8 protein-coding genes are annotated in these 15,673 nt (G+C 40.4%); 5 read left to right on the top strand and 3 right to left on the bottom strand.

Annotated features, from left to right (window positions below):
• Positions 1-565 precede the first annotated feature (565 nt).
• From RMX98_RS29925 to RMX98_RS29915, 3 genes are all read left to right on the top strand, one after another.
• On the top strand, positions 566-2,779 hold the full coding sequence (locus RMX98_RS29925; RefSeq protein WP_322679977.1) for an EAL domain-containing protein: 2,214 nt from the start codon (positions 566-568) through the stop codon (positions 2,777-2,779).
• A 384-nt stretch (positions 2,780-3,163) separates the two neighbouring features.
• Positions 3,164-3,784 carry a hypothetical protein gene (locus tag RMX98_RS29920; protein ID WP_322679978.1) on the top strand — a complete coding sequence of 207 codons (621 nt, stop codon included), beginning with the start codon at positions 3,164-3,166 and terminating at the stop codon, positions 3,782-3,784.
• 618 nt (positions 3,785-4,402) lie between these two features.
• On the top strand, positions 4,403-5,986 hold the full coding sequence (locus RMX98_RS29915) for a mechanosensitive ion channel family protein (RefSeq protein ID WP_322679979.1): 1,584 nt from the start codon (positions 4,403-4,405) through the stop codon (positions 5,984-5,986).
• Between the two features lie 340 nt (positions 5,987-6,326).
• Here RMX98_RS29915 and RMX98_RS29910 read toward each other — a convergent pair whose 3' ends face one another.
• Complete coding sequence (locus tag RMX98_RS29910; protein ID WP_322679980.1) at positions 6,327-7,268, bottom strand: N-acetylmuramoyl-L-alanine amidase; 942 nt, start codon at positions 7,266-7,268, stop codon at positions 6,327-6,329.
• 886 nt (positions 7,269-8,154) lie between these two features.
• On the opposite strand from RMX98_RS29910, the gene bchH reads away from it, so the two are divergent.
• The gene (gene bchH, locus RMX98_RS29905; protein WP_322679981.1) at positions 8,155-11,862 is read left to right on the top strand and encodes a magnesium chelatase subunit H; all 3,708 of its coding nucleotides are present in this window, start codon (positions 8,155-8,157) and stop codon (positions 11,860-11,862) included.
• 643 nt (positions 11,863-12,505) lie between these two features.
• Here bchH and RMX98_RS29900 read toward each other — a convergent pair.
• Together RMX98_RS29900 and RMX98_RS29895 are read right to left on the bottom strand one after the other, a co-directional pair.
• Positions 12,506-12,964 carry a cupin domain-containing protein gene (locus RMX98_RS29900; protein ID WP_322679982.1) on the bottom strand — a complete coding sequence of 153 codons (459 nt, stop codon included), beginning with the start codon at positions 12,962-12,964 and terminating at the stop codon, positions 12,506-12,508.
• Positions 12,965-13,370: 406 nt separating this feature from the next.
• Positions 13,371-14,183, bottom strand: coding sequence for an SDR family oxidoreductase (locus tag RMX98_RS29895; RefSeq protein WP_322679983.1), 813 nt, complete (start codon positions 14,181-14,183; stop codon positions 13,371-13,373).
• A gap of 519 nt (positions 14,184-14,702) precedes the next feature.
• On the opposite strand from RMX98_RS29895, the gene RMX98_RS29890 reads away from it, so the two are divergent.
• Positions 14,703-15,662: a VOC family protein gene (locus tag RMX98_RS29890; protein WP_322679984.1), complete on the top strand. Its 960-nt coding sequence runs from the start codon at positions 14,703-14,705 to the stop codon at positions 15,660-15,662.
• Positions 15,663-15,673 lie beyond the last annotated feature (11 nt).

Genomic DNA, 15,673 nt, shown 5'->3' with positions numbered 1-15,673 from the left:
CAACCTTGACTCCACAAATGAATGTCTTTCAAATCACCCTCTCTACTGCCTGATTTTTAATTCCCTACCCTTGAAAGCCCTGCCTCCCCTGCTTCCCCTGCTCCCCCTGCCTGCCAAAACTAATATTTTTGAACGCAACTCGGTATGACTATTGCCTATTGCCTCTTACACAAATAAATTTAGAAATCAAACTGGATTGCTATATTACTAACTTTTTTGAGAGTTTTTGTTGTTTATTGAGGCTAAATTCCTTTTTAAAAGAGATGTATTTACTCTTAATTAATCAAGAGAAAAGTTATTTCTATTCTAGCCAATATCTAGCTTTTTTCTGTAACTGAAATTATTTATCTAACTTCTGATTATTTTGCTTGATTGCACAAAATATATCAGCAAATAATTGAGAGTTTAGTATAAATATTGGTATATATTATTCCGCCGCCTACTCAGCTAAACTATTCAGTTTAATTAACTCATCAAATCTTTATGTATTTGAAGTTTAGTTTATCTTTTACAGTAACAAGAATGGGAATAATAAAGGAAATTGGATTAAGCAAATTAGTTAGCTATGAGCCAAATATCTCCTCTCTGCCAAACCTGTGCTTGTCGCAATGTTGCACGCTGCCGGACTCAGGAGGCAGGTAGGCTCTTTCTCTGGTTTCCCGTTCCACATACCCTGAAAAAAGTCACCTCCTACTTAGAGCAGTTTGCCCTTGAGTATGAACTGATGCACGAACGACCAGGTTTGAGTTTGAACTGTAAACCCGGACAGTCTTTAGAAATTGCTCGTAACCTGGCCAAACTACTTGCACCAAGAGAATTAAAAGAGACGCAAGTCCTTTTCATTCGAGGCGCTATTCAACCTCAACTCCATGATTTTAGTGACATAGCCTCATTACAACGCTTCATTAAGTTGAACCAATCCGACTGGCTAGTTGAAATGCTGGCAGGGGAACGATTCACCAATTACTTTCAACCAATTGTCTCAATTAACGATACATCACAGATTTTTGGATATGAATCGCTCTTGCGGGGACTGGATGAACAAGGTAATTTACTATTACCAACACCAATTCTGGAGTTAGCAACCGAAGCCGGACTTCTACCACAACTCGACCAATTTGCTCGCCTTAGCACAATCACTCAATTCAGCCGCTATCAAGTGAGTGGGCACATCTTCATTAATTTTGCACCAACATCACTTTATGACCCAGTTTTTTGCCTACGTAGTACAGTAGAGGCAATTGATACTGCTAGTATTTCCCACGATCGCGTTGTTTTTGAAGTCGTGGAGTCAGCCAATCCTCAAGATTTAGCCCACCTCAAGGCAGTGCTGCAATACTACCGGGATGCTGGGTTTTTAGTCGCCCTTGACGATCTTGGTTCTGGTTATTCCAGCCTAAACTTGCTGCATCAGTTACGTCCAGACTTTATCAAGCTGGATATGGAGTTAATTAGAAATGTACATCAAGACCTTTACAAAGCCTCAATTACCGAGAAGCTTTTAGAGATTACTCAAAAGTTAAACATTCAGACCGTTGCTGAAGGAATTGAGTGCATTGAGGAACTGAACTGGCTGCAAGAACGAGGTGCAAATCTTGCTCAAGGCTATTTAATTGGTCAACCCAGTGCAGTGCCTGTCACTACAACCCCTCATTTTGATCCGATGCCGTTAACTGTAGCATTGGCAAATTCTCAGGTGATTCAGCAGAAAGTTCAGCATCAAAGCGAGTCCGAGCGAATTGTTGCGGCTGTGACGCAGCGCATTCGACAATCGTTGGAGTTAGACGAGATTTTGCAAATCACGGTAGATGAGGTGCGACAACTGTTTGAGGTAGACCGAGTAGTGATCTATCAGTTTAAGCCAGACTGGAGTGGTTTAGTGGTTGTAGAATCCTTAGCACAAGAGTGCATATCCATTTTGGGATTTCACGTCATGGATACGTGCTTTCAATCCACACGTGCAACTTACTACCAACAAGGCAATACTAAAGCGATTGAAGACACTCAAACGGCAGGATTATCGCCGTGTCATGTTGAGCTTCTCAGGAGTCTGCAAATTCGGGCAAACCTTGTGGTACCCATTTTGCAGCAAGAGCGTTTGTGGGGATTATTGATCGCTCACCAATGCCGTAGTCCCAGACAATGGCAGCAATCGGAGGTTAATTTGTTTAGCCAGTTAGCGGGTCAAGCTGCGATCGCTATTCAGCAATCAGAACTTTACCAGCAATTGCAACAAGCAAACCAGGAATTACAACGCCTTGCCTGTTCGGATGGTCTAACCCAGGTGGCAAATCGACGTTGCTTTGATGATACGTTCAACGCACAGTGGCAAAGGTTGGCACAAGAGCAAGGTTCGCTATCTTTGATTTTGTGTGATGTCGATTACTTTAAGCTCTACAACGATACGCATGGACATCTGGCAGGAGATGATGCACTAAGACACGTTGCCAAGGCAATATCTCAGATAGTAAAACACCCTACTTATTTAGTTGCTCGTTATGGTGGAGAAGAGTTTGCAGTCATTTTGCCAAATATTGGTATCGAAAGGGCGATCGCAGTTGCAAGAGATATTCAAAACAATGTTAGTGCATTACATCTGCCTCATCCCTATTCTGATGTCAGTGAATTTATCACCCTAAGTCTTGGTGTGGCAACTATTACACCTCATAGCCAATTATCTCCTGCAACCTTAATTGCTGCTGCTGACCAGGGACTCTACCAGGCAAAAGCACAAGGAAGAAATTGTGTGGTGCAAATTGACTGTGACGATGCTGACTGAATAATTGCTATAGGACTAAGTAGGTCGTCGTGAATATTTCTCGTCAGGGCAAAGCAGGAGGCAGAAGGCAGGAGGAAAGAGAGTTTGAGCTTCGTTTATCTTTATTAACATAGTTATGTTTTTTCTCACCAACTTACTTAATATTTGATTTTTGAAAAAGCTTAATACAACTAGAAAGCCTTATTTCCCGTTGCAAGAGTGCCTATTGCCTATTGGCTGTCTACGCTCCCGTGAGGGATACAAAAATCAAAGCGGATTCCTATAGTTCATCATTAAATAATATCGCTTTCATCGTTTAGGCAAAATCGAAACTGCGATCGCACAGTTTAAACATCGCTAAACTGGAAATTGAGCAACCATATAAATTTTCTTCAGGATTGTAATATGGCTTTCAGTAGTTACAAAACTATCGGTGAAGTTCTCAAAGCATTTCAAACTACTTATGCTGAATCGAATTTCATCGGTGAAGCTGAGTTCAATATTCCTGATTACTTTCGGGAAGACTTAGAAACAGTAATGCGGGAAGGAGTCGTGGATAACTCAGAGTTTGCCATTTGTGAAAACTTGATTTACCCAGTTTTGAAGGAAGTTTGGAAGAAATACAGTAGCAAGTTTACTTTATGGAGTCATCAGTCATTAAATTATGACGAAAAATTATCAGGATTTCCTGAATATATTTTAGCTAAACGTTCTCCTTTAGGTAAAGTTGTATTTGACAAGCCATATTTCATTTTAGTAGAGGCAAAGCAAGATAACTTTGAAGCTGGGTGGGCACAATGTTTGGCAGAAATGATCGCTGCACAGAGATTAAATGATGAGTTGACAATTACTATCTTTGGTATTGTTTCTAATGGCGATCGCTGGCAATTTGGTAAGCTAAAGGATGAAGTATTTAGTAGAAATATCATATTTTATTCTATTCAAGAGCTAGATAAATTATTTTATGCTGTCAATTATGTATTTCAACAATGTGAATTGCAGCTAAACAATTTGGTGACTGCTTAACTAATCGCTGCAAGGGGACAAAAACAAATAAAGCAGAATTCAGAATACTCTACCCATAAAGGAATAGAGTTTTAGCTTGTTGAATATTTTAATTTTTTTGCCCACCAGGGACGAAAGCGCGTAGCGGAACGTTCGCGGTAGCGTCTCCAAGAGTTGTACGGTTTTAACCAATATTTATTAACCAATCGTACAGAATTCATGCTGTTAGCGGATAGCTAAGGTTTAGCCCATTCTGACCGGAGGCGGAGCGTCTCCGGCTTTGCTCCTGATTTCTGAATTCTTCTTATAAACAGCAGGAGAGGAAATTTTAAAAGTTGCCCAATCATCCCGCTTTCTCTGCAATGCTAGAAATATTACAACTGCTGTATCTTGGTATTGCACAGATCAGAAGTTTAGGTAATATTTAGAACGGGTTACGCCTAAGCATCTGACAGCAATTTTCAGGTATTTAGACCACGATTGAGACGGGGAATGGGAAATAGTGTAGTTCGATCGTGTTCAAAGCTTGATAAATTGTGATTATATGAAATAATAATTATCTATCTATAAAGATATTCTAATAGTCTCAATACATTTTGACGATATGACCGTTAAATTACTTCAGTTTTATGGCGACACATGAACATATTAATCATTTTGACTGAGGTCAGCCTTGTCATTTTTGTTTTTTTATTACTGAACTGGCTTGTCAGTAAGTTATTCAAGCTATTTACTAAGACCTCTATACTAAAGAGTGAAGATAGAAGTATCAAAACCCTGCGTCGGAACATTACAGGGTTATTGTTACTTGCTTGCTTGGTGGCGTGCATTCTGATTGTGGGTGCTAATGGTTATTTAGTTTATCGCGGCGAAAACCTTCAGCAATACACACTTTTGTTGATTGAGCGCATTCCATCAGGATTTTGGGTGACATTAGGAATTGGCATAGCTCAGAGCATTGGCACTTTTATTTTAGCGGCGATCGCACTGAAATTCCTGAAATATTGGCTGAAGGTAGCGAGTACTCGCGCCAAGAACTTAGAAAAAAATACTGCCGATGATGAAAGTATTGATGCTTTCTTTAGCGCCCTCTATCACAGAATCAGGGGTGGAATCTGGCTGTGGGCTATCATCTTGTGCGCCCAGTTTCTCAAATTGCCAGCAACAGTTTCGGAATATCTATACATTGCGTTGCGGATTTATCTAATCATTGCCGTTGGGTTGCTTATACTCAAAGCAGTCGCTGCGATCGTTGATAGTCTAGATGCTCTCAGCATTAGATACTCCAATCCTGATAACCTTTTAAGATTCTACGATCGCCTCCGACACCTGATACCCTTTTTAAAGCGATGCTTGGAATTTGTGATTTATGTCTGCATGGCAACATTGGTGATTCAGCAGGTACAATTAATTGCCAATATCGCAGCTTTTGGCCCGCGAATTATCAAGATCATCGGTATTATCTTCATTAGTCGTGTATTGTTTGAAGTAGTTTACTTACTGATTGAAGAGGTGTTGTTCAAAGAACAGAATTTAACTGAGATTCAAAGAAGTAGACGCCTGACGCTTGTTCCTCTGTTTCGTAGTTTTTTGCAATACTTGGTTTACTTTGGTGCTACTGTATCTATTTTATATACTGTTGACATTGATCCAACTCCCATACTTGCAGGTGCTGGGATTATCGGAATCGCTGTAGGTTTAGGGGCACAAACACTAATTAACGATATTGTCTGCGGCTTCTTTATTCTGTTTGAAAACTACTACTTAGTGGGTGACTATATTGAAGCTGGAAAAGTCGAAGAGAAAGTTGTTGAAGGTATTGTCGAGGCGATTGAATTAAGAACTACCCGCATTAGACATCCTAATGGTCAATTGCAGATTATTCGTAATGGTGATATTGGCTCAATTACTAATTATTCCAAACAGTATATATTTGCAGTAGTAGAAGTTGGTGTGCCTTATAATTCTAACTTAGCGCATGTGTACAAAGTGATTGAGGAGGTGGGACAGCAGTTAAAAGCAGATGATCCAGATGTACTGGAAGGCACACAGATAGATGGAGTCGAAAGTCTTGGAGAGTCTAACTTGTTGCTGCGGACTTTGACGAAAGTAAAACCAGGAAAACACCTTCAGATTCAGCGCGTTCTTCGGAAGATTTTTACAGATGCCCTGCTACGAGAAGGAATTGTAATTCCCCTTCGCGCTGAAAGTGTCGAAGGTTAATTTGTCAACTTTCTTTTAAGAAGAATAACTCATACCAATTCTATATGAAGACGCGTCAAATCAGATAAAGAACGTTACAAATAGAAAGAAAAACTGTGTTCATATATACAACAAACCAGTAATGATTGTTATAGGCTTGAAAAGCCCTTTACCTTTATACTTTTGGCGAAACTTCACCGCCAAAAAAGCACCAGAGCGATAGGAAATTACTTATGACCAAATGTAACCTTGGTTAAGTTGAACATATTCCTGTCAGCAACATAAGTGGCTTCCTACGCACTGGTTATCTCTTTTACTTATTTTAGATCAACGACATCAGGCGATCGCTCAAATAATCAGTCTAACCAATTAATTTTTGCCAGCTAGCAGGCCCGATAATGCCATCGGCATCTAAACCATTTTGCTTTTGAAAGTTCTTAACAACAATCTCTGTTTGTGGGCCGTAAACGCCATCATTATCAACACCTAAACGATATTGCAAGTATCGAACAACCGCACCACCAGCATGGTTTGGTCTGATAATTCGTTTTGCCAAAATTAGATTTATGGCATTCCATGTAGTTTCGTCAGCAATTCCAGTTGGCTGAACTGCGATAATAGTCTGAAATTTTTCTACGGCAGATTTGGTGTTAGCACCAGTGAAGCCATCTTCTACTAATGCCTTACCATTTTTATCGGTTATTTTTAATCTATTTAAGGCTTTTTGCAGTCTGAGAATAGTCGCATCTACATTATCTTCTTCATCTGGTACAGGGTTAACAGGAGTAGTTGGCACTTTACCAGTTAAGCCTTTGACAATTGCATTAGCCATTGCTTCAGGATTAAAAAGATTCATATCTTTTTGCGAATCGATAAAGCAACCTTCTACCAAGATAGCAGGCATATCTGTATTTTTCAGAACATACAAGTGAGAACCACTCTTAACACCGCGATTAAAAAATCCTAATTTGACAATTTCATCTAATACAGGTTTAGCGATTTTTCTCCCCGTATCGCTAGTTGCAAATACTTCCGTGCCGTTAGCTTGTCCGTTAAAGCAGTTAAAATGAATCGAGACGTAAACATCTACTTTACTCGAATTAGCTGTAGAACATCTTTTTGAAAGCGATTCAGTTACTGTTCGAGCGCTACTTGGTCTACATACTACGACTTCATTCCCCAAAGCTCTTAACTTCGCTATAACTCTATTACCTACATCTAGAGTTAAATTATCCTCAAATTTAATCCCTCTTGCTCCTGTGTCTGGTGGACAATTATGCCCGCTATCAATTCCAAATTTCATGGTTTCATCCTTAATTTACTTATTTTTACACTAGTTCAAAACTCTTCCAATTATATAGACAAAGTTTTGTTAATAAATTTATTGAAGTACTCGTTAGTAAACAATATAAGTTTTTGTGTGAATATGATGAGCAGCAAATTTTTTATGTGGCAAAATTCACTAAATCAAAGATATATTGTAACCAAAAACACAACTATTATAAATTATCAAAATCGAAAATAACAAGTTAATTTTTATAAGAAACTTAAATACAGTGATTGCCCCCATTATTCAAATAATAACGCTTTTGACGTAATTCTAGCTGATAGCCGCTTCAACTCCAACTCGCATAAGCCGGGACGGCCGATAGTTTTTCCACGATTAATTATATCTGTTACTGAAACCGCGATGTCTACGCCTACGCATCTAATAAACTTCTTGGCAAAAGTCGGGAAAAGGGGGAAAGGTTTGTTATTTTCCCTTTCCCCTTTAACATGAGTCCCTTTTCCCCTCTCTTGCAAAAAGCACTTTTGCCAAGAGGTCTAATGTCTTTGCAGAACCCTAAGATAGAGAGTTGTTTTCGTTTATACATCAATGGCGACATACTGCCAATGAGTTTAACCGGAGATTAGATATTACCGAGTTGCGTACATTCACAAACTTGTCACCAGAAGAAATCCGTTGATTATATGAAGCGCTACAGGAATCGAAAGAGTTCAATGATGCACTTAATTTGACTCAACACATCACAACTTTTTTGAAATCAAAATATCCCAAAGGCATTGGTGATAATGAAGTTCTAACCCGTTTAAGGAACTACTGACCGGAATCTGGGGGTAGATATTTAACAATCAGCCTGAAAGCATGTTTAAAATTTAAGTAAAGAAATATTTCGTAGCTTACAGGCATGAAACGCATCGTCTTGGTTGCTGGGTTTGAATCATTCAACGCTGACTTGTACAGAAAAGCAGCCTTATTGGCTAACTCTCGCTGTCCTGAGTTGGATATTCGGGTATTTAGCGATCGCGATCTTACAACCAAACGCACTGAGGTAGAAACAGCACTCGATGGCGCTGATGTGTTTTTCGGTAGCCTCCTATTTGATTATGACCAAGTTGTGTGGTTGCGCGATCGCATTGCCCAAATTCCCATTCGCCTAGTTTTCGAGTCAGCCTTGGAATTGATGAGTTTAACCAAGTTGGGTGACTTTGCCATTGGCGACAAACCCAAAGGAATGCCCAAACCAGTTAAATTCATCCTCGACAAATTTAGCAACGGACGAGAAGAAGACAAACTCGCTGGTTACATTAGCTTCTTAAAAATTGGCCCCAAACTACTCAAATATGTTCCAGTGCAAAAAGTCCAAGACTTACGCAACTGGTTAATTATCTATGGTTACTGGAATGCTGGCGGTTCAGAAAACGTCGCCTCATTATTCTGGACATTAGCAGAAAAATATTTAAATTTAAAAGTCGGCGACATTCCCCCGTTAATTGAAACCCCCAACATCGGATTACTCCACCCCGACTATCAAGGGTTTTTTGAATCGCCAAAAGCATACCTGGAATGGTATGAGAAGATCCCCCCTAGCCCCCCTTTTCAAGGGGGGTTGGGGGGATCTAAAGCTGCAAAACCCGTAATCGGAATTCTCCTCTACCGCAAACACGTCATCACCAAACAACCATATATACCCCAACTGATTCGCAGTTTTGAAAAAGCTGGTTTAACTCCTTTGCCTATTTTCATCAACGGCGTAGAAGGACACGTGGCGGTACGAGATTTGATGACAACCGACTATGAAATTCGGCAACGACAACTAGGTAATGTAGAAACTCCCTCACTTTCTAGTGAAGCAGTGAAGGTGGATGCGATCGTTTCAACAATTGGCTTTCCTCTCGTGGGTGGCCCGGCTGGTTCAATGGAAGCAGGTCGTCAGGTGGAAGTAGCAAAGCGCATCCTCACTGCCAAAAATGTACCTTATATTGTTGCTGCACCACTATTAATTCAAGATATTTCCTCGTGGACGCGCCAAGGTGTCGGCGGATTGCAAAGTGTGGTGTTGTATGCATTACCAGAATTGGATGGGGCTATTGATACCGTTCCCCTTGGTGGTTTGGTGGGCGAAAATATTTATCTGGTTCCTGAACGGGTGGAACGATTAATTGGTAGGGTAAAAACTTGGGTGGCTTTGCGGCAAAAGCCTGCATCAGAACGTAAGATTGCCATCATTTTATATGGCTTTCCGCCTGGTTATGGTGCTGTGGGTACAGCTGCATTATTAAATGTGCCGCGTAGTTTGCTGAAGTTTCTCCATGCACTCAAAGAACAAGGTTACACCGTTGGAGATTTACCGGAAGATGGCGAAGAATTGATTCGCTGGGTGAAAGAGGCAGATGAAATTGATGATACAAAAAATATCCCCGCGTCCGTTAACGCCCGTACTCTAGAAAAATGGTTGGGATATCTCCAAACTTCCCGCATCGAAAAACAATGGAAATCTCTCACGGGAACTGGTATTAAAACTTATGGCGATGAATTTCAAATTGGTGGTGTGCAATTAGGCAATGTGTGGATAGGTGTACAACCACCTTTGGGGATACAAGGCGACCCGATGCGTTTAATGTTTGAACGGGATTTAACGCCACATCCGCAATATGCTGCTTACTATAAATGGCTGCAAAATGAGTTTGAAGCTGATGCTGTAGTTCACTTTGGGATGCATGGGACGGTGGAATGGTTGCCTGGTTCTCCGTTGGGGAATACGGGTTATTCTTGGTCGGATATTCTGTTAGGAAATTTGCCTAATCTATATATATATGCGGCGAATAATCCCTCGGAATCGATGTTGGCGAAACGTCGCGGTTATGGTGTGTTGATTTCTCATAATGTACCGCCTTATGGTCGTGCAGGTTTGTATAAGGAATTGGTGGCGTTGCGGGATTTGATTTCGGAGTATCGCGAAGATCCACAAAAGAATTATGTTTTGAAGGAAGGAATTTGTAAAAAAATTGTTGATTCTGGGTTGGATGCAGATTGTCCCTTTGAGGATGCGAGGAAGTTGGGGATTGCGTTTACGCCGGAGAATGTGCGGATGTTTAGCGGTCATGCTTTTGATGATTATTTGGTGGAGTTGTATGAATATTTGCAGGTTTTAGAGAATCGGTTGTTTTCTTCTGGGTTGCATGTTTTGGGGGAAAAGCCGAGTGAGGAGGAGTTGGGGTCTTATTTGGAGGCTTATTTTGGGGGGGAGGAAGGAATAAACGAACCGCAAAGGCGCAAAGGACGCAAAGAAGAAAGAGAAGAAGAAGAAAGGCTAATAAGAGATTTGTTGATGCAATCTACGGATGAGTTGACGAATTTGTTGAGGGGGTTGAATGGGGAATATATTCCGCCTGCGCCTGGTGGGGATTTGTTAAGGGATGGGGCTGGGGTGTTGCCGACTGGGAGAAATATTCATGCTTTAGATCCTTATCGAATGCCTTCGCCTGCGGCGTATGAACGGGGGCGGGAAATTGGTAAAAAAATTATCGCCCAGCATTTGGATGAATATGGGAAATATCCTGAAACGGTGGCGGTGATGCTTTGGGGGTTGGATGCGATTAAAACTAAGGGTGAATCTTTGGGGATTCTGTTGGAATTGGTGGGGGCTGAACCTGTTAAGGAAGGAACTGGCAGAATTGTTCGTTATGAGTTGAAGCCGTTGGCTGAGGTTGGACATCCCCGCATTGATGTGTTGGGTAATTTGTCTGGGATTTTCCGGGATAGTTTTGTCAATATTATCGAATTGTTGGATGATTTATTTCAACGGGCGGCTGATGCTGATGAACCGGATGATCAGAATTTTATTAGAAGACACGCTTTAGCTTTAAAAGCCCAAGGTGTAGACAATGCATCGGCGAGATTGTTTTCTAATCCGGCGGGTGATTTTGGTTCTTTGGTGAACGATCGCGTGGTTGATGGTAACTGGGAATCTGGTGAGGAGTTGGGGAATACTTGGCAAAGTCGCAATGTGTTTAGCTACGGGAGAGAAGATAAAGGTCAAGCTAGACCGGAAGTTCTGAATACGTTGTTAAAAACTAGCGATCGCATTGTTCAAGAAATCGATTCGGTAGAATATGGTTTAACTGATATTCAAGAATATTACGCCAATACTGGCGGTTTGAAAAAGGCAGCAGAAAAACAAGGCGGTAAGAAGGTTACAACCAGCTTTGTGGAAAGTTTCTCGAAGGATACTACACCGCGCAATTTAGATGATTTGTTGCGAATGGAGTACCGCACTAAGTTAGTAAATCCCAAATGGGCGCAAGCGATGGCGAATCAAGGTTCTGGTGGTGCTTTTGAAATTTCCCAACGGATGACGGCGTTGATTGGTTGGGGTGGTACTGCCGATTTTAGCGATGATTGGGTTTATGACCAAGCGGCTGATACTTATGCCTTAGACGCAGAGATGGCGGATAAGTTACGTAAGGCAAATCCTGAAGCTTTTCGCAATATTTTAGGGAGAATGTTAGAAGCGCATGGGCGGGGTTTCTGGGAAGCTGATGCTGATAAGTTAGATAAATTGCGCCAGTTGTATGAGTTGACGGATGAAGAGTTGGAGGGTGTGACGGTTTAGAAAGTAGATGCGTTAATAACTAGACGTGAATTGATTCGCCATTTGGAAAAGAACGGCTGTTTGTCAATACTTGTCGGGTTTTGGGGAAAAGGGGAAGGTGGGGCCCCAAGAAGGGGATAAGGGGCGGGGGAAAGGGGAAAGAAAAAACCTTTAACCTTTACCCTTTAACCTTTTCCCTAAACCCAACTCCGAGTTAAAAATCCAAAACCCGATCAGTATTGGGCTGTTTGTTTCTTTTGAGGCTGTAAAAATTTAAACCTTTGCAACAAATACTCTGCCATGTATAAGAAAGGCTTAAGTTTTTCTTGCAAATGTATAAGTCGTTGCTGCAATTGTTTAATGCTTTGCAACAAATGTTCTTCCATATATAAGAAAGGCTTAAGTCATTGCAACAATTGTTGTAACGAACTTATGAACCTATTTAGTTGCAGAAGTGGGGGAAAGGATAGAATTTTCCGCAGCAATACGTTTAATATGACGATGTAATGTTGGCTGGTTATCTTTAACAGCGATCGCATATAGGATTCATATTTGACTGCGTGAAAAAAATTCGGTATACCTTAATCTTCTGAAATCCTCTTGCCTACTAAGCCAAGTGATTTCAGTAATCAAACCGGATTCCTATATTAACCCAAGTTGCGAGTTACTTAAAGCGGCAGGATTGCTCCATAGTTGGGTTCTCTTCAAGCTGTACCATTATCAGAACAGCTGGCGCATCGCCTACTGTTCCAGATAAATGACCCTTATTACCTTGCGCGTCCGGTTTCGTACCCTGGTCTTCTCCAAATGAAATTTCGCCAGGGCCCATTTCGACTCGCTGTCCGTCCATAGTCTCCACAAACCATCGTCCTGACAGAGGGATGACCCACTGTGGTTTCGGGTTCTCATGCCAGTTACCAACCCATCCCACGGGTAGCACAGTAAAAGTGATTGTCGCACCAGACTGCTTCAAATTAGAAAGCCACTGTGGTGAGGTATCAGGGGCTATGCCTTTCTCGATGAAGTCTTCAATTTGACAACGGGACTGGTGACTTATACCATCGTGGTCAGTCCAGACGTGCCAGTAATCAATTGTTGGTTTGGGTGATGAGTTATTTTCCATAAAAATGGCTTTTTTTGATTGTGCGTTTTTGTTACAGCGTTGTTAATTTATGAAAATAAATCATTGAGAAGACTTGCGAATAGCAACTAATTATTTAGCTTCAATAAATATCGTTTTTTTTAGATGATCAGTTGTCATGAGCGTAAATATTAGCTAATACCAATTCTGTATGAAGATGCGCCAAACTATATAAGGAACGTAGACGCGAACGGCGCATTTGCGTAGCGTCTTGTCAGAGAAGAACACAAAGAAAGAAGGAAGCCAAGAAAATTTGGCGCAGCCTCACAAAGAAATGGTATAACCAAAAACTTGTAATTTATCCTAGAAATATAAAGCCATAAACCCAAATTTAATCAATATTTATTTATGGGGATTCCTTCTACCTTGTGCCTCCTGAAAAATTATTTTAACCATTGTCTGCAAACTCTGGATATAGAGTCATGCCACCATCTACAAATAGTGTTGTACCGTTAACATAATCAGAGTCATCAGAAGCTAACCAAACTGCTGCTTTGGCGATATCTTCTACATCACCTACTCGTTTTACTGGAATTAATTGTAGTAACTTTGCCTCTGCTTCTGGGGTATCCCAAGCTGATTTATTAATTGGAGTTTTGATTGCACCAGGGGCAATGCTATTAACGCGAATTTTGTGAGGAGCAAGTTCTTGGGCAATACTTTGCATCATCATATTGATACCGCCTTTACTAGCAGCATAATTGACATGACCTGCCCAAGGAATCACTTGATGCACTGAACTTATGCAAATAATCTTACCTGCTGCACAAGAAATATCGGGCTTCACACCTCGACGCAAGAACTCTTTTGCAGCTTCCCGCGCACATAAAAATTGTCCTGTCAGGTTTATCCCAATAACTGCATTCCAATGGTCGAGACTCATATCTATAAATGCTGAGTCTTTTTGAATGCCCGCATTACTTACCAAAATATCAATAGTGCCAAATTCTTGAAGCATTTTGCTGAACATCGCTTTTACTTGGTCTTCTTTGCTGACATCAGCTTGAATAGCGAATGCTTCTCCCTTAGCAGCTTTGATATCATCAACAATTTTTTGGGCTTCTTGGGCTTCAGAATGATAGTTAATGACTACTGCTGCACCTGACGAAGCCAAATTGCGAGCTATAGCTTCACCAATGCCAGAACTAGCACCCGTTACAAGTGCTTTTTGACCTTTGAGCAGGGAAGGGGAATAGCTCATAATATTTCCTCAAAATGTAGAGCTTGGGTGTTTCTGATAGCGAAAAATTACAACAGAATTCGAGTTTATAATATACAAGTGCTAAGTATTACTAAGCTTATACTTAACTTGATTATAGAATTTATTAGATTCTGGCATCACTTTAAAGGTTTGCAGTGGCGATCGCTTCTAACTATTGGAGTAATAAATATCTATTACTAAAGAGTTAAAAAAATTTCATTATAATTTCATCATTATCTGACATATTTATAAAATAAAGTTAATAAAAATTATCTTCTAATAATAAAATAGATTTGATGATAATTAATTTTTTCGATATCAGCTTTATAAAACCCTTTGATTAATTAGTAATTAAATACTATAATAAGAAAATAAATTACTTTATAATTCCATTTTTCGTATTTTTATAGGTATTTAATATAATTAAATTTTAGATGATTCATAAATAAAATCTAATTTTTTAGACCAAATTTGCTTTCAACAGAACGTCCGTTAATTGTAAGTACAAAGACTGTGAATATGTCTAGTCAAACCGATGTACAAGTGGAAAGAATTAGAGCTATTGGCTTAACGGTGACAAACTGTGATCGGTTTTTAAATTTCTATACACAAGCACTTACTTTTGAACTCGTTTCTGATATCACTGTTGAAGGACAAGATTACAGCGATCTAGAAGGCGTATCTGGGGCAAAAATTCGTATTGTTACTTTACGACTAGGTGACGAACTTATCGAATTGATGGAGTATCTCAACGTTAAGGGGAAACCCATTCCCAACGATTCACAAAGTAATGACCTGTGGTTTCAACATCTAGCAATTGTAGTAAGTGATATGGATCGCGCTTATACTCATTTGCGTTCATTTGCCATTGAGCCAATTTCCGTTGCGCCGCAGACAATCCCACCTGAGAATGAAGCGTCTGGTGGTGTCCGCGCCTTCAAGTTTAAAGACCCTGATGGTCATGATTTAGAGTTAATTTGGTTTCCGCCTGATAAAGGACAAGATAAATGGCATCAAAACAACCATCGCTTGTTTTTGGGAATCGACCATAGTGCGATCGCTATTTCTAACACTGAGCAAAGCCTACACTTTTACCGCGACCTTTTGGGAATGCAAGTTGATAGCCGTAGTCTCAACTGGCGTGCAACCCAATCTCGCTTGGATAATTTACCAGGAGCCGAAGTCAAAATTACAGCACTGCGACCTGTTCAACATGGTGTGGGAATTGAACTGCTGGATTATATTGTACCTGGGAAAGGTCGTCCTATACCGAGTGATTGGAAAAGTTGCGATATTGCACATATCCAAATCGAGCTAGTTGTAAATAATCTTGAGCAGTTAGTGGATAAGCTACGGCGTAACGGGGTTCAGTTTGTATCGTCGCGGATTGTGCAGTTTAGCGATCGCTCATTTCCTTATCGGCAAGGTTGTTTAGTTAAAGATCCTGACGGACACGCAATATTACTAATTGCGGAATAGTTAAAAGCCTT

Source organism: Nostoc sp. DedQUE02, from assembly GCF_034531035.1.
GTDB lineage: Bacteria > Cyanobacteriota > Cyanobacteriia > Cyanobacteriales > Nostocaceae > Nostoc.
Note: the sequence above shows the minus strand (reverse complement) of the source record. Positions and strands in the feature narration are given on the sequence as shown.